The 18,516-nt window shown below is 61.2% G+C and carries 23 protein-coding genes; 16 read left to right on the forward strand and 7 right to left on the reverse strand.

Features of this window, described 5'->3' with window-relative positions; all coding sequences use genetic code 11:
* Window positions 1-158: 158 nt before the first annotated feature.
* The 4 genes from CUJ84_RS13115 to dusA all read left to right on the forward strand — a co-directional run bounded on the left by CUJ84_RS13115 (window position 159) and on the right by dusA (window position 3,079).
* A complete protein-coding gene (locus tag CUJ84_RS13115; RefSeq protein WP_105006526.1) occupies window positions 159-545 on the forward strand; it encodes a GNAT family N-acetyltransferase in 387 nt (128 codons plus the stop codon).
* Window positions 546-692: 147 nt separating this feature from the next.
* Window positions 693-1,148: a DUF3828 domain-containing protein gene (locus CUJ84_RS13120; protein WP_105006527.1), complete on the forward strand. Its 456-nt coding sequence runs from the start codon at window positions 693-695 to the stop codon at window positions 1,146-1,148.
* 533 nt (window positions 1,149-1,681) lie between these two features.
* A complete protein-coding gene (locus tag CUJ84_RS13125; RefSeq protein ID WP_003540801.1) occupies window positions 1,682-1,894 on the forward strand; it encodes a cold-shock protein in 213 nt (70 codons plus the stop codon).
* Window positions 1,895-2,077: 183 nt separating this feature from the next.
* Window positions 2,078-3,079: a tRNA dihydrouridine(20/20a) synthase DusA gene (dusA, locus tag CUJ84_RS13130; protein WP_105006528.1), complete on the forward strand. Its 1,002-nt coding sequence runs from the start codon at window positions 2,078-2,080 to the stop codon at window positions 3,077-3,079.
* 37 nt (window positions 3,080-3,116) lie between these two features.
* Here dusA and CUJ84_RS13135 read toward each other — a convergent pair whose 3' ends face one another.
* Window positions 3,117-4,073, reverse strand: coding sequence for a S1C family serine protease (locus CUJ84_RS13135; protein WP_105006529.1), 957 nt, complete (start codon window positions 4,071-4,073; stop codon window positions 3,117-3,119).
* A 612-nt stretch (window positions 4,074-4,685) separates the two neighbouring features.
* Here CUJ84_RS13135 and CUJ84_RS13140 point away from each other — a divergent pair.
* The 3 genes from CUJ84_RS13140 (at window position 4,686) to CUJ84_RS13145 (ending at window position 6,255) form a co-directional block, all read left to right on the forward strand.
* On the forward strand, window positions 4,686-5,522 hold the full coding sequence (locus CUJ84_RS13140; protein ID WP_105006530.1) for an alpha/beta fold hydrolase: 837 nt from the start codon (window positions 4,686-4,688) through the stop codon (window positions 5,520-5,522).
* Window positions 5,523-5,528: 6 nt separating this feature from the next.
* Complete coding sequence (locus tag CUJ84_RS37950) at window positions 5,529-5,843, forward strand: hypothetical protein (protein ID WP_158686933.1); 315 nt, start codon at window positions 5,529-5,531, stop codon at window positions 5,841-5,843.
* 196 nt (window positions 5,844-6,039) lie between these two features.
* Complete coding sequence (locus CUJ84_RS13145; RefSeq protein ID WP_065282493.1) at window positions 6,040-6,255, forward strand: hypothetical protein; 216 nt, start codon at window positions 6,040-6,042, stop codon at window positions 6,253-6,255.
* A 156-nt stretch (window positions 6,256-6,411) separates the two neighbouring features.
* Here the strand turns inward: CUJ84_RS13145 and CUJ84_RS13150 are convergent, their stop codons facing one another.
* The gene (locus CUJ84_RS13150; protein WP_105006531.1) at window positions 6,412-7,464 is read right to left on the reverse strand and encodes a calcium-binding protein; all 1,053 of its coding nucleotides are present in this window, start codon (window positions 7,462-7,464) and stop codon (window positions 6,412-6,414) included.
* Between the two features lie 441 nt (window positions 7,465-7,905).
* On the opposite strand from CUJ84_RS13150, the gene CUJ84_RS13155 reads away from it, so the two are divergent.
* The 3 genes from CUJ84_RS13155 to CUJ84_RS13165 all read left to right on the forward strand — a co-directional run bounded on the left by CUJ84_RS13155 (window position 7,906) and on the right by CUJ84_RS13165 (window position 10,052).
* Window positions 7,906-8,391, forward strand: coding sequence for a BA14K family protein (locus CUJ84_RS13155; protein WP_105006532.1), 486 nt, complete (start codon window positions 7,906-7,908; stop codon window positions 8,389-8,391).
* 393 nt (window positions 8,392-8,784) lie between these two features.
* Complete coding sequence (locus CUJ84_RS13160) at window positions 8,785-9,306, forward strand: BA14K family protein (RefSeq protein WP_105006533.1); 522 nt, start codon at window positions 8,785-8,787, stop codon at window positions 9,304-9,306.
* Between the two features lie 155 nt (window positions 9,307-9,461).
* Window positions 9,462-10,052: a GNAT family N-acetyltransferase gene (locus tag CUJ84_RS13165; protein ID WP_105006534.1), complete on the forward strand. Its 591-nt coding sequence runs from the start codon at window positions 9,462-9,464 to the stop codon at window positions 10,050-10,052.
* A gap of 131 nt (window positions 10,053-10,183) precedes the next feature.
* Here the strand turns inward: CUJ84_RS13165 and CUJ84_RS13170 are convergent, their stop codons facing one another.
* The 3 genes from CUJ84_RS13170 to CUJ84_RS13180 all read right to left on the reverse strand — a co-directional run bounded on the left by CUJ84_RS13170 (window position 10,184) and on the right by CUJ84_RS13180 (window position 13,205).
* The gene (locus tag CUJ84_RS13170) at window positions 10,184-11,116 is read right to left on the reverse strand and encodes a DUF3313 domain-containing protein (RefSeq protein WP_245457472.1); all 933 of its coding nucleotides are present in this window, start codon (window positions 11,114-11,116) and stop codon (window positions 10,184-10,186) included.
* Window positions 11,117-11,181: 65 nt separating this feature from the next.
* Complete coding sequence (locus tag CUJ84_RS13175) at window positions 11,182-12,537, reverse strand: sensor histidine kinase (protein ID WP_105006536.1); 1,356 nt, start codon at window positions 12,535-12,537, stop codon at window positions 11,182-11,184.
* Window positions 12,534-13,205 carry a response regulator transcription factor gene (locus CUJ84_RS13180; protein ID WP_105006537.1) on the reverse strand — a complete coding sequence of 224 codons (672 nt, stop codon included), beginning with the start codon at window positions 13,203-13,205 and terminating at the stop codon, window positions 12,534-12,536. Before CUJ84_RS13180 ends, CUJ84_RS13175 begins: the two co-directional genes overlap by 4 nt.
* A gap of 140 nt (window positions 13,206-13,345) precedes the next feature.
* On the opposite strand from CUJ84_RS13180, the gene CUJ84_RS38305 reads away from it, so the two are divergent.
* Window positions 13,346-13,492 carry a hypothetical protein gene (locus CUJ84_RS38305; protein ID WP_196237525.1) on the forward strand — a complete coding sequence of 49 codons (147 nt, stop codon included), beginning with the start codon at window positions 13,346-13,348 and terminating at the stop codon, window positions 13,490-13,492.
* A gap of 13 nt (window positions 13,493-13,505) precedes the next feature.
* Here the strand turns inward: CUJ84_RS38305 and CUJ84_RS13185 are convergent, their stop codons facing one another.
* The gene (locus CUJ84_RS13185; protein ID WP_105006538.1) at window positions 13,506-14,048 is read right to left on the reverse strand and encodes an NADPH-dependent FMN reductase; all 543 of its coding nucleotides are present in this window, start codon (window positions 14,046-14,048) and stop codon (window positions 13,506-13,508) included.
* Window positions 14,049-14,205: 157 nt separating this feature from the next.
* Between CUJ84_RS13185 and CUJ84_RS13190 the strand changes: the two genes are divergently transcribed.
* From CUJ84_RS13190 to CUJ84_RS13200, 3 genes are read left to right on the forward strand one after another with little or no spacing between them, the layout of a single operon-like run.
* Entirely contained in the window at window positions 14,206-15,225 is a 1,020-nt protein-coding gene (locus CUJ84_RS13190) for an ABC transporter ATP-binding protein (protein ID WP_105006539.1), read from the forward strand.
* Window positions 15,222-16,022: an ABC transporter permease gene (locus tag CUJ84_RS13195; RefSeq protein WP_105006540.1), complete on the forward strand. Its 801-nt coding sequence runs from the start codon at window positions 15,222-15,224 to the stop codon at window positions 16,020-16,022. The genes CUJ84_RS13190 and CUJ84_RS13195 overlap by 4 nt, the downstream gene beginning before the upstream one ends.
* A gap of 2 nt (window positions 16,023-16,024) precedes the next feature.
* Complete coding sequence (locus tag CUJ84_RS13200) at window positions 16,025-16,828, forward strand: ABC transporter permease (RefSeq protein ID WP_105006541.1); 804 nt, start codon at window positions 16,025-16,027, stop codon at window positions 16,826-16,828.
* A gap of 25 nt (window positions 16,829-16,853) precedes the next feature.
* Here CUJ84_RS13200 and CUJ84_RS13205 read toward each other — a convergent pair whose 3' ends face one another.
* Complete coding sequence (locus CUJ84_RS13205; protein ID WP_105006542.1) at window positions 16,854-17,375, reverse strand: winged helix-turn-helix transcriptional regulator; 522 nt, start codon at window positions 17,373-17,375, stop codon at window positions 16,854-16,856.
* 89 nt (window positions 17,376-17,464) lie between these two features.
* Here CUJ84_RS13205 and CUJ84_RS13210 point away from each other — a divergent pair, with 89 nt between their 5' ends.
* Together CUJ84_RS13210 and CUJ84_RS13215 are read left to right on the forward strand one after the other, a co-directional pair.
* Window positions 17,465-18,106, forward strand: a complete 642-nt coding sequence (locus CUJ84_RS13210; protein ID WP_105008184.1) for a dihydrofolate reductase family protein — start codon at window positions 17,465-17,467, stop codon at window positions 18,104-18,106.
* 188 nt (window positions 18,107-18,294) lie between these two features.
* Window positions 18,295-18,498: a hypothetical protein gene (locus CUJ84_RS13215; protein WP_026157402.1), complete on the forward strand. Its 204-nt coding sequence runs from the start codon at window positions 18,295-18,297 to the stop codon at window positions 18,496-18,498.
* Window positions 18,499-18,516: the final 18 nt, after the last annotated feature.

Raw genomic sequence — 18,516 nt, forward strand, 5'->3', positions numbered from 1 at the left:
TCAGTCGATTGGTCAGCCGCGCGTTCACAATCCGGCGGGTTGATCGAATCTCGGGTGCTGACGCCATGGGTGCGCGTCTAGGCAGTTGAGGCGTCCTTATGGACGATTTGGCGGATCAGCCCCTCGGGCTTGCTACGTGGCCACAGGACGGAATTCCCATGCCAGACCTCCGCATCGACCCTTTCCCCTCCGCTGGCGAATTCAACGCCCTCTGGTCCGCCGCCTGGGGCACCTCCGCCCCGCGCGACTTCACCCCGATCCTCTCACGCAGCCTCGCCCATATCGGCGCCTACCACGACAGCCAGCTCATCGGCTTCGTCAACGTCGCATGGGATGGCGGCATTCATGCCTTCATCCTCGACACCTCGGTTCACCCTGATATGCGACGACAGGGGATCGCGACGCGGCTGGTCAGGGAAGCGACGCGGGTTGCCCAAGAGCGGGGCGCAGAGTGGCTGCATGTCGATTTCGAACCGCACCTGGCCGGCTTCTACCGTGCCTGCGGATTTGCGTCGACAGAGGCGGGCCTCATCAAGCTCGCATGAGACCGGCCGCAGTGGAGGCGACGCATCTTCGCTTTGCCGTGTTTGACTGGGCTTGACGCTGACAATCCGTTTGGAGCTCCTCAAAAATGCCGCTCCACCTCAGCGCCCGATTCCGCTATGATTCACCGCTCATCGAGGAGAGCCCGCATGCGCCTGCCCACATTCATCCTCGCCCTCGCCGTCTCGGCGCTCGCAGCCTTGCCCGCATCAGCCGCGACCTACAAGACGCCGAAGGCGCTGCTCAAGGCGCTCTATAGCTACGACACCGACAACAGCGACGCCGAGGCGCCCTCACCTTATTCGACCTTCTTTTCCGACCACCTGAACAAGCTCCTCCAGACCGATCTCGAGGGCGATGTCGGCGCGATCGACTTCGATCCCGTCATCGCTGGCCAGGATGGCGCGGCGAGCGACGTCAGGATCGGCCAACCGATCCTGCTGAATGACAAGGCCGAGGTGGAGGTGCAATTCGAAAACGGCGAGGAGGTGACGCTCTTCTACACCCTGGTGCGTGAACACGGCGGCTGGAAGGTCGACGATATCGCCAATCAAAAGGGTGATAATCCGTGGAGCCTCGGCGCGTTGCTGGGCGACGCGCAGTAGGCGGGCGGCCCGGGCGCCCTCGTGGCTCCCTGCGTTTGCCACTGCAATCGATTTCACTGGATCAATTGCTCCGTTCCTCACCCCACCATGAAGACTGATCGGTGTGCCCGCCGCCCCGACCGCCCCACGAAATCCCTGCCCGGCTATCGAATCCGCCCGTCATCTCGTTTCGGCACGGAATCCCGATATGGCACAGCTGTTCAGGAATCCGTTAACCCATGGTCAAGTATCTGAATCTTCGGCATTTCCCGGTATCGATGCGGGCATGCCACAATAATCCCGCTTGCTTTTTGCCCGAAATGCTGGCACGAATTGACTTACTCGGGCATTTGCATGCCGGTGACTGGACTGATGTGGTAATCCCTTCCGTTTGGAAGGCGGCGCGGGACTACCCGCCTACGTAGACGTTCTTTCCCCGTACGTGACTTCTCCGACTGACCCTTCGTCCCAATCGATCGGGGCGAAAGCTAAAGCCGTCCGCTTCCTCTCGGGGGCGCGGATACTACACAGACTAAGGGAAAAGGACGATCCCAATGGCCACCAAGGGCACCGTAAAATTCTTCAACCAGGACAAGGGTTTTGGTTTCATCACGCCGGACGGCGGCGCAAAGGACGTTTTCGTCCATATCTCTGCGCTGCAGGCTTCTGGCATCCAGTCGCTGCGCGAAGGCCAGCAGGTTACCTTCGACACCGAGCCGGATCGCATGGGCAAGGGCCCGAAGGCTGTCAACATCTCGGCTTCGTAAGTCAGACAATCGCTTCGGCGGCATGAACGGCGCTCCGCAAGGGGCGCCGTTTCTGTTTGTGGTGATCGGCGGTCATTTGTGGATCGCATTGGCAAGTGTTATATGCGCGCATTATGGATGCCCGCCCCTGCGGCGGTGGGCGCCGCGCTGCGGCCCCGGTAACAAGGAACAATGGAAACGTCGATGACGCAGAAGAGGCCGATTTTTGCGGTCGCCCCGATGATCGATTGGACGGATCGGCATTGCCGCTATTTCCACCGGCAGATCAGCCGCGAGGCGCTGCTCTATACCGAGATGGTGGTGGCCGATGCGATCATCCACGGCCCGCGCGACCGGCTACTCGGTCATGACGCCGCCGAGCATCCGCTGGCGCTGCAGCTCGGCGGATCGGACCCGGCAAAGCTTGCCGAGGCGGTGAAGATCGCCGAACCCTACCTCTATGACGAGATCAACCTCAATGTCGGCTGCCCCTCCGATCGCGTGCAGTCCGGTACCTTCGGCGCCTGCCTGATGCTGACGCCGGAGACGGTGGCCGCATGCGTCGCTGCGATGAAGGCGGTCGCGACCGCGCCGGTGACGGTGAAATGCCGGATCGGCGTCGACGAGCAGGAGCCGGAACAGGCGCTGCCCGAGCTGATCAGCCGTGTTCTCGATGCCGGCGCCGACGCGATCTGGATCCATGCGCGCAAGGCCTGGCTGAAGGGCCTGAGCCCCAAGGAAAACCGCGAGATACCGCCGCTCGACTATGAGATCGTCTATCGGATGAAACAGCGCTGGCCCGACGTTTTCATCGGCATCAATGGCGGCATCCGCACGCTCGACGAGGCGGCAACCCACCTTGCCCATGTCGACGGTGTCATGCTCGGCCGCGCCGCCTATCAGAATGCCGCGATCCTTGCCGACATCGACCAGCGCTTCTTTGGTGCGCCTGCGGCCGAACCGGATTGGGAGGCGCTCTGTAACCGGATGATGGTCTATGCCGAACGCCACATCGCCAGCGGCGGCCGGCTGCAACACGTGGCCCGCCACATGGTCGGCCTCTTCACCGGCCTGCCCGGTGCCCGCCGCTACCGCCAGATCCTCTCGACCGATGCGGCCAAAACCGGCGCCGGGCCGGAGGTGTTGGCGGCGGCCTTCGCGGCGGTGGATTTTTCGGGGACCGAGCAGGAGGCGGTCAGCGCCTGACGTAAGTGACGTCTTGTCATGGCGCCGAAGCGCGGCGTCATGAGCGCGCCATCGGCAGCAAGATCTTCTTCTCGATCCTGCCCGCCACCGAAAACACCAGGATTTCCGTGTCCCTGCCGATCCTGCTGCCATCCATCAAACGGACGATATCATCGACGCCGCCGACCGGGCTGCCGTCGATGGCGAGGATATAATCGCCCTCCTGCAGCCCTCCCTTTGCCGCTGGCCCCTCCGGCTCGACGCGCCGGATGCGAACGGAGGTCGTCTGCACCGTGCCCGCAGCAAGTGCCACCCGGCGCGGCAGCACGATCGTATCGCCTGCTATGCCGATGAAGGCGCGTCTGACCTGGCCATAGCGGAGAATCTCCGAAACGACGAAATTGGCCGTATTCGACGCCACGGCAAAGGCGATGCTCTGTGCGCCCTGGATGACGGCAGTGTTGACGCCGATGACCTCTCCGCCTGACGACACTAACGGCCCGCCCGAGTTGCCGGGATTGAGCGCCGCATCGGTCTGGATGACATCGTCCATCAGCCGGCCGCTGGCCGCCCGCATCGACCGGCCGAGCGCCGAGACGATGCCGGCGGTAACCGTCCATTCGAAGCCGAGCGGGTTTCCGATCGCGATCGCGATATGGCCCCTGCGCAGGCGCTGGGAGTCTCCGAGCTTCGCCCAGGCGCCGGTGCTTGTATTGGTGCGAATGAGGGCGATGTCGGTATCGACGTCGCGGCCGAGCACGCGGCCCTCGGTAACGAAGCCGTCGGGCGTGGTGATGCGAACGACCTTGGCGTCGTCAACGACATGGTTGTTGGTGATGATCAGACCGTCAGGCGAGACGGCGAAGCCCGACCCGTGCCCTTGCCGGCCGCCCACCCTCTCAATCCGGCTGACTGCCGGCCCGACGATATCAACTGCTGCAGCGATCGATTGCGAATAGGCATCGATCAGCGCCCCATCATTCTGAGGCGCTATGTCCTTATCCATGTAACCCATGATTTGATCCTCAGGCGGCAATAACGGCCGTCCCGCCGCCGGCGAAGCGGTCGCGATTGCGACGGTTCGCCATTGTGCTGTTGTGAGAGGATTAGATGGTTGGGCATAGACCCGTGTTCAAGTGAGCGCCGGCGGCGGTCTGCAATGCGCGCAACGCAGAGAATGCCGACACACCTAGTCGGACAGATATCTTGAACTACCCGGACAGATATCTTGAACGAACGGCAAAAAATTGGCTCATTGCAGCTGCTTTCGCTACGCCATGACGAACCTGCCTGGGGTGTCCAACAGGCCGACATACGGAGATCAAAAGAATGTTCGCAAAACGAAGCAGCCGGGCGAGGATCGCCAAATCCCCGTCCCGACTTGCGAGATGGACGGGCGCTGCACGCCCAATTCGTGGAGACATACAAACTTCTGTTATATCAATAGAATAGAAATAGCAGTTCAATAAGAACATCAGCATATTCAGAGCCGGTTGATCCCCTCAGGCGCGACCTTCTTGCCCCAAGCCTCCGGCGCAACGGCGCTCGTGGCCTTGCCAATTCTGCCGGCAACGGCGCAAACTTCTGACCGCATGATCCAATCCAACCCAAACAACGGAGCCAAAAGATGAGCACAGTCACAACCAAGGACGGCGTCGAGATCTTCTACAAGGATTGGGGGCCGAAGACCGCTCAGCCGATCATGTTCCATCATGGCTGGCCGCTCTGCTCCGACGACTGGGATGCCCAAATGCTGTTCTTCCTTGAGAAGGGCTACCGCGTCGTCGCCCATGACCGGCGCGGCCACGGCCGCTCCACCCAGGTCGGCGACGGTCACGACATGGATCATTACGCCACCGATGCCGCAACCGTCGTCGAGCATCTCGATCTCAGGAACACCATCCATGTCGGCCACTCTACCGGTGGCGGCGAAGCGACCCATTACGTCGCCCGCCACGGCCAGCCGAAGGGCCGTGTCGCCAAGCTCGTGATCATCGGCGCCGTGCCGCCCATCATGGTGAAGACGGATGCCAATCCCGGTGGTCTGCCGATCGAAGTCTTCGATGGCCTGCGCAAGCAGCTCGCCGCCAATCGCGCGCAGTTCTATTACGATCTGCCGGCCGGTCCGTTCTACAGCTTCAACCGGCCGGGCGCGAAGGTCCTGGAACCGGTCATCAACAATTGGTGGCGCCAGGGCATGATCGGCGGCGCCAAAGCGCACTACGACGGCATCAAGGCCTTTTCGGAAACCGACTTCACCGAAGACCTGAAGATCATCACTGTGCCGACCCTCGTCATGCACGGCGACGACGACCAGATCGTGCCGATCGCCGACTCCGCCCTGCTCTCGGCCAAGCTCCTGCAGAACGCCACGCTGAAGGTCTACGAGAAATTCCCGCACGGCATGTGCACCACCCATGCCGACATCATCAATCCCGACATCCTTGCCTTCATCAAAGGTTGATCCGTGATGTTACCGGGCGCCGATCAGGCGCCCGGTAGCCGGTATGGTTTGCCGACCCACACCCAGGCCACCGGGCCACGTCGATCGATTGGCCAATTCCTCATTTTCCATGAAACCGTTTTCGCCGATTTGCGTTTAGCGGCCATGAAAAGAGAACGTGAACCTTCATCAAAGGCTTACCGGCAGGATCGTTTCGAAAACACCGAGCGCGCCGCCAAGGAAACTATCGAGGCGGAGCAACGGGCCCGCCGGGAAAAAACCAAGCGGCTGAAAGAGCTGCGCCTGTCCCAGCAAGACGCCAAAGGCCCCGCAACCAAATAGATCTCACGCCCGCACTATCCGGTCGACAAGCCTATCGGTCTCATATCCATGCCCTGCCGCCCTCGCCCGCATCTTCCCGTGCGTGCCCAGAATTGTTTTTGAATTTCGGACCTTCGCCCATCTTGCAGAGCAAAGATCGCGAAATTATCTTTTTTCACGAAAGCGATTCACGGCATCCAAAAAAGGGCAGATTGCGATGTCAGACAAGCTGTTCAGCACGCGTGACGAACCGCTCGCCTCGGAAGACCTCGATGTGTGCAGGCGTGTCCACGAAGCTCTCTGTAGCGGGCTAAAGATCGACCGATCAGGCAAAGAGGCCGACCGCTTAGGCGCCCTCATCATCGAGCTTTACCGCCAGGGTGTGCATGACGAGAACCAGCTTCGATTGCTGGCCGGCGGAAGGCGAGCCTGATAGCGGCCCCACGTTAGCAAAACGAAGGGCGGGCCGACTCCTCCCGCCATTTACCGGCGCCGACAGGCACATGGAGAGACCCAGGGCGCAGAAACTTGCGCCGCCGCTGCATGAACACACGACGATGGGGTCGGCGCAGTCATTCCAGTTCGGCACCTAGCGCATAAGAATCTTGTCCCTGTCCCAGGACATTCCATCGGAAAAGTCGATCCTTTCAATGCCCCAATAGCCCTCGGCCAAGAACTGCTTCTCGACGGTGATCACTTCGCCCGTGGGCTTGACGATCACCATCAGCTTTGCCGCATCCCGCAGCAACATCACGTCGGAAGCGGTGAGATCGCTCAGGCGAAGCGTGTCGATCTCGTTCGACATGTTGACGATGTCATCGATGACGTCGGAGCCATGGCCGCTGGCATAGACATAGGTGTCGTCGCCAAACGATCCGGAAAGCGTGTCGTTTCCTTCAAGCCCGATGATCACATCGTCGCCCCTCGTGCCTTCCACGGTTTCCTCGCCGGACGTGCCGGCAATACCCCCGGGCTGAACCACGCTGATATGCGCGGCGATGTCCTGCTTCGACCAGATTGTCCCGTCACCGAACCTGATGCTTTCGATCCCCTTCTCGCCGCCTGATCGTTCCGACTCGATGAGGATCGACCCGCCCGCGGCCATACGTGCGGCAGTCCTTTCAAGTGCCCAGGCGAGTCTGCCGTCGCTCTTAGCCGCAAGCCTCGCTTCCTCGAGAATTGATACGTTCTTGGCGGCATCTGCCGCACTCATCCTGATCGCAATGATGAGATCGTCGCCCTCCTGGCGAAGGCCGATATCGCCGGGGCCGATATCGGAAAAGATCAGCGTGTCGGCGTCGCCGCTATCCTCGATCGTTTCCACAATGGTGTCGTTGCCGTCGCCGCGGGCATAGCCGTAGGTGTCGTTGCCGGTGCCGCCGGTCAGAAGATCGTCATCCTCGTTGCCGTAGAGCGTGTCATCTCCCTCGTCACCTCGGATTTCATCCTGTCCGCCTCGGCCATACACCACATCATCGCCCGCACCGGCATGGATCTGTTGGTTACTGTCGGGATCGGATGTAAGGATGATGTTGTTGACGACCCGCCCGCTGTCACGCGATGTCCTATCGTAGATGCTTATCGACAAAATCAGGCCCAACCCAAGGATCAGGGCCGTCCGCCGCACGCGCAAATTCAGCATTCTTCCAGTCCCCGACAAGACACGCCCCGGTGGCATCGATCGCCGCCGGTAGCCAAGCCCTTTTTGGAAGGAATTACCACCCTGAGATGTCTGCTGCGTTAACGGAACTATTGCAAGAATGACCGGTCCCCGCGCTTCTCCAGTAAATCCAGTCCCCCTCTGGGCCTTTTCGGTCCTTTCTAGGGGTGAACATGCTGTTCCACGCCCTGCCACCCTGGTCTTCGTTATGAAGGTGGCCAGCGCCCTCTTCCTTGTCGCACTCGACCTGCGGTTGCTCTGGAGTGCCCGCGAGACGGCGTAGACCTGCCGTTCAGGAACGGTGCGCATCCCTGCTGCGTTAGCATCCACGCACATACACCGCCTCATTTCATCCCAAAATGAAACCTATTCCCTTCCCCTGCGTTATTCCCTCGATACATCCGTTTACCCAAGGTGAGTGAAATGAACAGATTCGCCATTATTGCCCTGTCGATAGCAACGGCCTTCTCCGGAATGCCGGCCTCGGCAGGTCCGGCTTTCGTGCCGAACCCGGCGCAATCGGCGCAGCCGTCGTCTCAAAATACCGATGCCCGCATCATGACCATCGGCTGCAATAACTTCACGAACTGCCCGGGTCAGTTCGGTAATAATGATCGCAGGTGGTATCGCAACCGCCACCACTATCGCGACCGGAACTATTACCGCGACGACCGCTATGGCTGGGATCGTCGCTACGATCGCCGATATCGCCGCCACGACAACACCGGCGCCATCATCGGTGGCCTGGCAGCCGGCGCTATCATCGGCGGCATCATCGCTTCGCAGCCGCGTGCGCGTGCCTATAGTTCTGGTTCGCATGCCGAGTATTGCTATAGCCGCTATCGGTCGTACCGGGCCTATGACAATACCTACCAGCCGAATTACGGCCCACGCCGCCAGTGCCGGTAATCCGGTCTATCCATCAGAGCAAGCCTCGCATGAAGATGCGGGGCTTTTTTGATGGCCGAAAGCCCATTGCGCGGCTTCCCTTCTTAGAATCGTCGCAGTCTAAAAAAAATGGCGATTGTCACGCGCAATGGGCTTTCAACACCGATTGCCTCAGAATTCGTTCTCGCGTATTTCTCGACCCCGCGTGGAGCGCGCCACGCGACACATCTCTAAGTTCATCCGACGCCGTCCAGCAAATCGTTTTGCCTGCTATCACCCCAGCCCTGGATGTGTTGAAAGCATGATACGTTAGTAGTTACGCACATACGCCGCCTCATTCCATCCCAAAATGAAACTTAATCCCTTCCGCCGCGTTATCCCCTCGATACATCCGTTGACCCAAGGTGAGTGAAAATGAACAGATTTGCCGTCATTGCGCTGTCGATAGCGACGGCCTTCTCCGGAATGCCGGCTTCGGCAGGCCCGGTCTTCGTGCCAAGCACCGCGCAATCGGCCCAGCCGGCGCCTCAAAGTACCGATGCTCGGATCATGACCGTCGCCTGCAACCCTTACTCCATCGTCTGCTCGGGCAACGGCGATAACCGCAGATCCTACCGCAACCGCGACCGCGACAACGATCGAGACCGCGACCGCCGCAGCTACCGCGACCGCCGCTACGACCGCGACGACCGTTATGGCTGGGATCGCCGCCACGATCGCCGGTATCGCCGATATGACAACCGATATGACAATAACGGTGCCATCATCGGCGGCCTGGCAGCCGGCGCCCTTCTCGGCGGCATCATCGCTTCGCAGCCGCGCGCACGTGCCTATGGTTCTTCGCATGCGGAATACTGCTATAGCCGCTACCGGTCATACCGCGCCTATGACAATACCTACCAGCCGAACTACGGCCCGCGCCGCCAGTGCCGCTAATCCGGCCCATCCATCAGAGCAAGCCTCGCATGAAGATGCGGGGCTTTTTTGATGGCCGAAAGCCCGTTGCACGGCTTCCGGTCGCCGCTCGGTCTTGTCCGCGCGGCCAAGATTGGTCGGCCCGCTTAGTTAGGCGACGCGAACCTAGGGGCGAAATGACATCGGTAGAAACAGCAAAGCCCGCCGGCCCCGTCGTCCTGCTGCCGCCGGATCTGGAGAACCTGTCGGGCTTCGAATCGGCGCTCGCCGCCGGCTGGTCTCCTGATCCGCGCCGCGCGGGCGATGAAACCTATGTTCGCGGCGAGCTTCAGCGGCTGCGCCGGGACCGGGCGAAGTTCCTCGACGATCTCATTCCTGATGGCAGGCGATGCACCGGATCCGGACCGCCACCTCTGACCACCCGTCTGTTCTGGATCTGGGACGGCGAATTCTGCGGCAGCATCAGCCTGCGCTTTCAAGCCGGCAGCGAGGAACTGCCGCCCGAGGTGTCGGGCCATGTGGGATATTCCGTCGTGCCGTGGAAACAGGGCAATGGCCACGCGACCGCCGCGCTAAGCCTCCTGATGGCCGTGGCATCGAAGGAAGGCCTCGACCGCCTCGTCATCCTCTGCAACGAGGACAACGACGCCTCGCGGCGCGTGATCGAGCGCAATGGCGGCGAATTGTTCATGCGCGGCCCGCATCCCTCCGACAGGCCCGATCAGATCAAACTTTATTTCTGGCTGAAGCCCGGAACCGCCGACTGACGTGAATCGCGACGGATTTCCAGACGGACGGAGCACAAGCCTTGTCCGCCTTTGCTCCGTCCGTCCCGTCAGCCTGGGGCTGGCTGAGTGCTGGTCGCGGAGCGGCTGCCGCCGCCGCCGCGCATCGTCTCTCAATAGGTCGCGGCCGGTTTCGGCTTCTTCTCGGTCCATTGCGGCGGCGCGCCGTATTTGGCAGCCACAGCCCCCATCAGTCCGGGCGGCCGGCCGAAGGCGTCGCAGGCGGCGTATTTCGGTTTTCCGCCGAGCCAGGATTTCATCCGCTGGCCTGAGGGCAGCGAGATATCCAATCCCTTCGGCTCCTTGCCTTTGATCAGCATGCGGGAAAATTCGCTGCTGAATTTCGAAGCTAGGCTATAGGCGTCGCCAACTTCGGAAACGCGGGGATTGTTCTGCAGCGAGTTTGCCCCGCGCGACCAAACGATCGCCGCCCGCTGCACGCCACCGCTGTCGACGGCTTCCGCCTCGACCGCCAGTCCGCCGAGGCCGGCCGGCAGCCGCGGCACGCCAACGGGCAGTACGAAACCGGTGCCGACGGTCACGACGGTCGAAACACCCGCCATCGCCTTGTTGGTCGGCACGATGTCGGTGACGACGGAGCGGATCGTCAGGTCCGCCGGCTGGCCGGCAGAGACCAGCTGGTATTTGTCGCTGAGCGAAATGCAGAGCGCCCGGTCCAGGACGTTTGCCACCATCAGCCGGTCGGCGTCCGATTTGACGCGGGTCGCGGCGTTGAAGGCGAAGGTCGTCGGCACGATGCTGACCGTGTTTGCCGGGCTGAGGCGCATGCCATCGACATAGACGCGCGATTTCGACAGCTTGCCCTTCGGCGCGCCGAGTTTGCCATAAGAAGAAAGCGTGCCGGCCTCCTTCAGCGGCACCGAGCTGCAACCGGCCGCGGCCATGGCGAGCGCCAGCGGCAGAGCGAGCGGCAAGCCTCTCGACGCCAGTGGGAAGGAAAATGGGAATGGATTGCTGCGCACGCTGTCTGGCCTCCGTCGCCGATAAACTCGGGCGAAAGTGGCGGTCGAGAATTGCCGCAACATTACAGTTTTCTTCCCAGAGCCTTTCCTGGTCAGACCCAGGTGGATGCTGATCAGCAGTCCCGACCTTATGCGAGTTCGATCGTCACCCGCGTCCCGGCAGCATTGCTCTCGATACTGACCTCGCCGCCATGGTTTGCGGCGACCTGCTTGACAAGGCTGAGGCCGAGACCGGCGCCCCTGCTCTTCGGGGTGACGCGATAGAAAGGCTCGAAAACCAGCTCCCGATGTTCGGCCGGAATACCCGGCCCTTCGTCGGCAACACTGAGCCGGCCGCCGCCGGAAGGTGCGCGCGATACCGAAACCGTGATCATCCCCCTGTTGCCGCCGTGGTCGATGGCGTTGCGCACCAAGTTGCTTACCGCCCGCGGCAGCGCCGAAGGGCTGCCCCGGCGCTCAAGGCTCTCCGCCTCGCTTAGAAACGAGATTTGATAGCCGTCGGCAATCGCCAGCGGCGCGAGATCGGCAACGACCGTTCGGGCGACTTCGACGAGATCGATCGTTTCGTGCAGATCGATCGCCTGATTATTGCGCTCGAAATCGAGCAGTTGTTCGGCAGTTTCGGCGAGGCGCGCGACGTCATCGAGCAATCGTCTTCGGTCCTGGCCCTCGGGTGTTCCGTCGATCCGCGTCTGCATGATCGCAATCGGCGTCCTGAGTTCATGCGCCGCATCGATCAGGAAGTGTTGCCGTTTGCGGAATTCATTTTCCAGCCGGTCAAGCGCCTCGTTGAAGGCAATCACCAGCGGGGCCACCTCCTTGGGGATACCGTCCAGAGGCAGGCGTGCATCGTAGCGGCGAGGTTCGATCTCCGATGCCTTGCGGGCAACCTCGCTGACACTGGCCAGGGCACGCCTGACAATTCGCGGAACGGCAAGGAAAATTGCCGGCAAGGCAACGGTGAGCAGCGAGACATAGATCGGATAGACGGCGCCCATAAGGACAAGAACGGGCCAACCCTTGTCAGCGACGCCGCCAAACAGAACTCGGAGCTCGCCTATGGCAGTCTCCACGTTTTCAACGGACGCGATCTCGTTCGTGCCGACCGATCCCCTGATATCTGCGCCCTGGAACAAATGGGCGAGATGCGCAATTTCGCCATAGGCTGCAGGGATCGCGCCATAGGATACGGAAGAACCGTTCGTCGTGGCGGCGACATACCAAAGCCCGTCATACTGCTCCTTGAGCGACGCCAGCTCTGGCGTATCGCGTATTTCAAGCTGGCCCTGCGCATCGAGCGCGACGGACCGGGCCAGTACCGCGGTGATATGATCCTCCAGCGCGACATTGGGAGAGAGGATCGTGGCGCCATAAACGCAGAGGCCGAAGATCACCGCCGCCACCACGGCGACGAAGACAATGCTGAGCTGCCAGCTGAGCCGCCACCAAAGCGATGGATTGGCGTATTGCGTCTTGGCCATCATTCTTCCTTCATGAGATAACCGACGCCGCGGATATTGTGGATCGCAACACCGGCGCCGGCATCGATCAGCCGCTTGCGCAACCGCGAAATATGCGCGTCGAGCGCATTCGACTGGATTTCCTCCTCGTAGTTATAAACCGCCGCCTCCAGCGTCGAACGCAGCACGGTCTTCTCCTTGCGCCTTGCAAGTGCCGCCAGCACCAGAAGTTCGCGTCGGGGCAGGTCCAGCGGCACGGCATCGACGGTGACACTCAGATGCAGCGGGTCGATCACCATCCGTCCGGCCGTGATCTTGAGTTCGGCCAGTTCAGGCGATCGCCGCAGCACGGCCCTGAGCCGCGCCATCAGTTCCTCCACCAGGAACGGCTTGCCGAGATAGTCGTCGGCCCCGAGGTCGAGGCCTTCGATCCGCTCCTTCGGTTCGTTGCGCGCCGTCAGCACGATGATCGGCGTATCCTTGCCCGTCCGCCTGAGCTCCGGAATGAAGCTTAGCCCCTCCCCGTCAGGCAGGCGGCGGTCGAGCAGGATCGCATCGTAGCCATTCTGCCGCGTCAACTCGACGGCGTCTGCCAGTTGCATCGTGTGATCGGTGACGATCCCGTGTTTGCCGAGTGCGGCCGACAGCGCCTCGGCCAGCTCCCTCTCATCCTCTATCAGCAGTATCCGCATCGCCCGTCCATTGTCTCGCTCACCCCCTCTGTGTGCCACAAGAGTTGCGGCAGCATTGCGGAGCTTGCAAGGCAGCCGGTCATGCTGCTGCAATTGTTGAAGTCCAGCACAAGGAATATTCGCGGCAGCTGGAGATCAAGATGATCCGACCTATCCTCCGTCTCCTGACGAGACACTTCCTCTCCGCCTTCATCCTCGCCGCACTGCTCGCAGCCCCGCTCGTCATTCTGCACACGCTTCATGAAAAAGCGGCCTTCGAGAGCGGTCTCCTGATGGAGCTGCGATGAGGGAGCGCGAAACTCAGACGCTCTCGCTGCCTGCCATGCAATAGGCCGAGAACGCCTGAAGATAGGCTTGCACCTTGGAGCAGTTCTCCGCTGTTTCGACGGTCCTGAACACATCAGCTGGTTCCAGCTTCATCACAGGAAGCCGGAGGAAGATATCGACCGCGAACCGGTCGGAGATAGTCGCAAGAACGGTGCGAAGACCGGCCAGCATGTCGTCGCCCCGATGCGATGCGTGCAGCAGGGCAATCGGCTTGTGGACGATCTCATCTCCCGATACGAGCCAGTCGATCGCATTCTTGAGGCCGCCAGGAATGGATCGCACATATTCCGGGCTGGCAATGATCACCCCGTCGCTCTTGGCGATCGCATCGATGAAATCCCGCACCGCCGCCGGCAAAGATTCTCCCTCGAGGTCAGGCGAGAATACCGGCAACCGCCCCACGCCGTCGAAGATCGAAACCTCGATATCGCTGGGCGCTATGGCACGGATCGCCCGCAGCATAGCCGTGTTGGTGGAATTGAGCCGGGCGCTGCCGGATATTGCGAGAATCCTCATGATCCTAACAGGAATCGATTGATCATGGCTGTCAACGCAAAAGGCTAGGTTCGATTGAGTAACGCCAAAAAAGCGACTTTTGCTTGAACTGGCCAAGCCCCGCGTTAGCCTGGGTATTGCTGCCGAATCGGCTGGAATTACCCTCGAGGAAATACACATGACGGCTTTGATCGAGGCACGGGGCGTCAGCAAACGCTTCCGGCAGCACAAGCGATTTCCGGGCCTGCTGGGCGCTTTGAAGACGCTGGTGACCAGCGAATACACCGAGGTTCAGGCCGTTTCCGACATCGGTTTCGACATCGCGACGGGCGAGGCCGTCGGCTATCTCGGCCCCAATGGCGCCGGAAAATCCACGATGATCAAGATGATGACCGGCATTCTGGTGCCGAGTGCCGGCACGCTCTCCGTGCTCGGCCGGACGCCGCATCTGAAACGGATGGACAATGCGCGCGAGATCGGCGTTGTTTTTGGCCAGCGCAGCCAGCTGTGGTGGGACCTGCCGCTGGTCGACAGTTTTACCTTGCACCAGCGCATCTATGATATCCCCGTCGCGCGTTATGCGGATAATCTCCGGCGATTCAGCGAATTGCTTGATTTGACGCCCTTTCTCGACCGCGCGGTGCGCCAACTCAGCCTCGGTCAGCGCATGCGCGCCGAGATCGTCATGTCGCTGCTGCACGATCCCAAGATCCTCTTTCTGGACGAACCGACCATCGGTCTTGATGTGGTCGCCAAGGATGCGGTTCGGCGCTTTCTCGCCGAAATCAACCGCGAGCGCGGCGTCACCATCATCCTCACCACCCATGACCTGCAGGACATCGAGACCATCTGCCCTCGGCTGATCATGGTCGATCACAGCAGGCTCATATTCGACGGCGAGTTGAAGAGCCTGCGCGCGGCATTGGGCTCTGCCCGGCGGCTGACACTCGAATTTGCCAGTGACCCTGGACCGCTGCCGTTGCGTACCGCCGCCCTCGTCAGCGACGAGGGCTTGCGCAAGAACTATCTCATCGAGCGTGAAGACATCTCGCTGGTCGCAATCCTGTCGGAGGTCGGCAGTGGGCGCGACCTCAAGGACGTGGCACTGCACGAGCCCGACATCGAAGAGGTCATCCGCACCTTCTACCAGCGCCGCAACGCCGACCAGCGTAGCAATGCCAAGGCCCGGGCATCATGAGCGCCTATTTCGCCTTCGCGCGCAGTTCCTTCCATTCGCAACTCGCCTACCGCAACGAAGTATGGGCCAATATCTTCGGCAAACTCGTGCAGGTTTTCGCGCGTGTCGCCATCTGGCAGGCGGCCTATGCCGGCGTCGGCGCAATCGTGGTCGACGGGGTCTCCCTGCAGCAGATGGTGACCTATGCGCTGCTCGGCGGTGCGGTGATGGGCGCAACCCGCCCCGAAAGGATCATCGGCGAGATCGGCCGGTCGCTCAAGACAGGCGATATCGCGGTTTGGCTGCTTAAGCCCTTATCCTATCCGCTCTATCTCTTCGCCAACGAATGCGGCAGCTTCGGCTATCGCCTGATGACCCAGGTCATTCCGACCGTCGCCTTCACCGCATTGTTTTACGGCATGCTGCCGCCGGCAAGCCTATTCGATGGCCTGATGTTCATCGCCTTCTGGGCGCTGTCCTTTACCCTGCTGTTCCTGATGTCGGCGCTCTTCGGCCTCGTCGCCTTCTGGCTGATGACGAGCTTCTCGCTGGACTGGATCCTGGGCGCCCTGCTGCAATTGTTCTCGGGCCTGCTGATACCGTTCTGGTTCTTCCCCGAACCCCTGGCAACGATTGCCCGCCACCTGCCCTTCGCCTGGGTGGTCTATTATCCCAATGCCGTCTATCTCGGCAGGCTTTCCACCGCCGATGCCTGGCTCCATCTCGGCCTGGGCCTTGCCTGGGCCGCGTTGTTCCTTACCGGCGTCCTCTGGCTGTGGCGCCGAGCCTCCGTCCGCATCACCGTGCAGGGAGGTTGATCGTGCTCATTCATCACCTGCGCGTCCTTCCGCTGCTGGTCCGGATGCATGTCCGCTCCCAGATGGAATATCGCGGCGCCTTCTGGCTCGATCGTCTTGCGCAGATCCTTTCCTATGGCAGCGTCTTCGCCACCATCGGCATCCTGCTCGCCCGCTTCGACACGCTCGGAGGCTGGACCTGGCCGGAGCTTGCGCTGTTGTTCAGCTTCCAGCTGCTGGCTTATTCGCTCGGCGCCGCGATGAGTTTCGTGCAATTGCGCGACCTCGAAGAACTGGTGCGGCTCGGCACTTTCGACACACTGTTGGTCAAGCCATTCAGCCCCTGGGCCTATCTGGTCTTTTCCGGCCTCAATATCGGCTATACCGGCCACGTCATCCTCGCGGTGGCGCTGATGGGCTGGGCCGTTCTGTCCGTCGACTTCGCCTGGTCGGTCTGGTCCGCCTCGTTCCTCGTTGCCGCGCTCATCAGCGCGACGTTGCTGACCGCTGCGCTCATCACCATGATCGGCGCCACGGCGCTGATCTGGGTACGCTCCAACCATCTGTTCTCGATCTTCTTCGGCTTTTGGGAATTGACGCGCTACCCGCTCAACATTTTCCCCGGCGGCATCCAGACCATCCTCATCACCGCGGTCCCGCTCGCCCTTACCAGTTCGGTCCCTGTCGGCGCCCTGCTCGGCAAGCCCATCCCGATCCTCGGGGACTGGGCCGGGGCCGTATCCCTTGTGGCCGGCCCGATTTGGGTGTTGATAGCAATCGCTTATTGGCGGTACGCCACCAGCAAATACCAGGGTGCCGGAGGCTGATCGGGCCGACTACTTTCCTGTATATTCAGGATGCCTGCGACAGTGATCTCGCGCGAACCTCTAGGAACGCCGCCGTCAGCTTCGCCAGTACGGGCGAGGTGCATGTGCCGTTGGCGCCGCCGATCGGATCGACGATGTGGATCTGCCGGAGATCGTCCATGAATTCGTCCCAAAGCGGCGGCCCGCCTTCTTCGAGAAGCTGCGCGCGGATGCTCAGCTCCTCGCTGACCGGTAGATGGCGTCGCCCCCAGGCGCCGATCATGGCGAAGACGGGAACGAGCTGAATCGCTGGCTCCAGGAGGCTGTAGATCGCTTTCTGACTGTGGCTCGGATCGTCCCGCTTGCTGATGAACCCGAGCGAAAGCAGACGCTTCAGCCTGGCGGCGAGAATATTGGAGGCGATCCCCTCCTCCGAATGGGTCAGAAGATCACGGAAATGGCGGCGGTTGCCGAACATGATGTCCCTGATGATGATGAGGCTCCACCGGTCGCCCAGCACTTCCATCGTCAGGTTGATCGGGCAACCCGACCGCACTTCGATATCCACGATATTCTCCTTCGAAAAACTGGTTGCAATATAGGATCACTTATGCGACAACGCAACTAGTTTCATAATGCAATCACATGGAGGAGAGCATGCCCAAGGTGCGTGTCGCAGCATTTTCCCTTTCCGTAGATGGTTTCGGCGCCGGGCCGGAGCAAAGCATGAGCGATCCGCTGGGCAAGCGGGGGACGGAGATGTTTGAATGGTTTTTCCGCACCCGCACCTTCCGCGCGATGATCGGAAAGGATGGCGGTTCTGAAGGCGTTGATGAGCATTATGCGGCTCGCGGCATGGCCAATTTCGGCGCCTTCATTCTCGGGCGCAACATGTTCGGCCCCATCCGCGGCGATTGGCCGGATGACGCCTGGAAAGGCTGGTGGGGGCCGAACCCGCCCTATCACGCGCCGACCTATATCCTGACGCATTATCCCCGCGAATCGATCGTCATGGAGGGCGGCACGACGTTTCACTTCGTCACCGGCGGCATCGAGGACGCGCTTGAAAAGGCCGTGGCTGCGGCCGGCGACAAGGACGTGAAAATCGGTGGCGGCGTCAGCACCGTCCGCCAATATCTGCAGGCTGGCCTGATCGACGAATTGCATTTCGCCATCTCGCCGGTCGTCCTCGGCAAGGGCGAAGCGATGTTCACAGGCATCGACCTCCCCGCCCTCGGCTTCCGCGTCGGCGAGCATGTCGCGACCGAACACGCCACGCATATCGTGCTGGCGAAATAAACGAGTCGAAGCAATCCTGGCAGGTGCCGCCCTGACGGCCGCCTGTCGGGATCGTTCGGCTGTCACCAAGCCGTGTCAAAATGGCCGTGGTATTGCTGCGGAATGAGCGTAGAGTAAACGCCATCGGATCATCGACGCGACCGCTTGAGAGACATAGGTGCTCTTGCCGCTTCATGGAGGATACGAAGATGCTCCTGTCGCTCATCTCGCTCAACGATGATGAAATAACCATCGTCACCGATGCCGTTCGGCAATGGTGCTGCGAGAGGAAGCTCGACATCGACAGCATAGAAGGACGCCACGCCATCACCGTCGCCGTCGATCTCGTCCAGATGAACACTAACCACGACGGGCTTTTTGCCGAGCTGTCGAAGCAACTGGACCACCAGTAGAACCCTCTCCCTCCATCT

This window comes from Rhizobium leguminosarum (assembly GCF_002953715.1).
In the GTDB taxonomy this organism is placed as follows: Bacteria; Pseudomonadota; Alphaproteobacteria; order Rhizobiales; family Rhizobiaceae; genus Rhizobium; species Rhizobium leguminosarum_V.

Excerpts from the sequence above, each read along its gene's own strand:
- CUJ84_RS37950 (WP_158686933.1), top strand. The coding sequence starts at position 5,529 with ATGTTACCGGGCGCCGATCAGGCGCCCGGTAGCCGGTATGGTTTGCCG.
- CUJ84_RS13145 (WP_065282493.1), top strand. The coding sequence starts at position 6,040 with ATGTCAGACAAGCTGTTCAGCACGCGTGACGAACCGCTCGCCTCGGAA.
- CUJ84_RS38305 (WP_196237525.1), top strand. The coding sequence starts at position 13,346 with ATGATCCGACCTATCCTCCGTCTCCTGACGAGACACTTCCTCTCCGCC.
- CUJ84_RS13160 (WP_105006533.1), top strand. The coding sequence starts at position 8,785 with ATGAACAGATTTGCCGTCATTGCGCTGTCGATAGCGACGGCCTTCTCC.
- CUJ84_RS13195 (WP_105006540.1), top strand. The coding sequence starts at position 15,222 with ATGAGCGCCTATTTCGCCTTCGCGCGCAGTTCCTTCCATTCGCAACTC.
- CUJ84_RS13210 (WP_105008184.1), top strand. The coding sequence starts at position 17,465 with ATGCCCAAGGTGCGTGTCGCAGCATTTTCCCTTTCCGTAGATGGTTTC.
- dusA (WP_105006528.1), top strand. The coding sequence starts at position 2,078 with ATGACGCAGAAGAGGCCGATTTTTGCGGTCGCCCCGATGATCGATTGG.
- CUJ84_RS13140 (WP_105006530.1), top strand. The coding sequence starts at position 4,686 with ATGAGCACAGTCACAACCAAGGACGGCGTCGAGATCTTCTACAAGGAT.
- CUJ84_RS13185 (WP_105006538.1), bottom strand. The coding sequence starts at position 14,048 with ATGAGGATTCTCGCAATATCCGGCAGCGCCCGGCTCAATTCCACCAAC.
- CUJ84_RS13135 (WP_105006529.1), bottom strand. The coding sequence starts at position 4,073 with ATGGGTTACATGGATAAGGACATAGCGCCTCAGAATGATGGGGCGCTG.
- CUJ84_RS13180 (WP_105006537.1), bottom strand. The coding sequence starts at position 13,205 with ATGCGGATACTGCTGATAGAGGATGAGAGGGAGCTGGCCGAGGCGCTG.
- CUJ84_RS13190 (WP_105006539.1), top strand. The coding sequence starts at position 14,206 with ATGACGGCTTTGATCGAGGCACGGGGCGTCAGCAAACGCTTCCGGCAG.
- CUJ84_RS13120 (WP_105006527.1), top strand. The coding sequence starts at position 693 with ATGCGCCTGCCCACATTCATCCTCGCCCTCGCCGTCTCGGCGCTCGCA.
- CUJ84_RS13215 (WP_026157402.1), top strand. The coding sequence starts at position 18,295 with ATGCTCCTGTCGCTCATCTCGCTCAACGATGATGAAATAACCATCGTC.
- CUJ84_RS13155 (WP_105006532.1), top strand. The coding sequence starts at position 7,906 with ATGAACAGATTCGCCATTATTGCCCTGTCGATAGCAACGGCCTTCTCC.
- CUJ84_RS13115 (WP_105006526.1), top strand. The coding sequence starts at position 159 with ATGCCAGACCTCCGCATCGACCCTTTCCCCTCCGCTGGCGAATTCAAC.
- CUJ84_RS13170 (WP_245457472.1), bottom strand. The coding sequence starts at position 11,116 with ATGTTGCGGCAATTCTCGACCGCCACTTTCGCCCGAGTTTATCGGCGA.
- CUJ84_RS13165 (WP_105006534.1), top strand. The coding sequence starts at position 9,462 with ATGACATCGGTAGAAACAGCAAAGCCCGCCGGCCCCGTCGTCCTGCTG.
- CUJ84_RS13175 (WP_105006536.1), bottom strand. The coding sequence starts at position 12,537 with ATGATGGCCAAGACGCAATACGCCAATCCATCGCTTTGGTGGCGGCTC.
- CUJ84_RS13150 (WP_105006531.1), bottom strand. The coding sequence starts at position 7,464 with ATGCTGAATTTGCGCGTGCGGCGGACGGCCCTGATCCTTGGGTTGGGC.
- CUJ84_RS13125 (WP_003540801.1), top strand. The coding sequence starts at position 1,682 with ATGGCCACCAAGGGCACCGTAAAATTCTTCAACCAGGACAAGGGTTTT.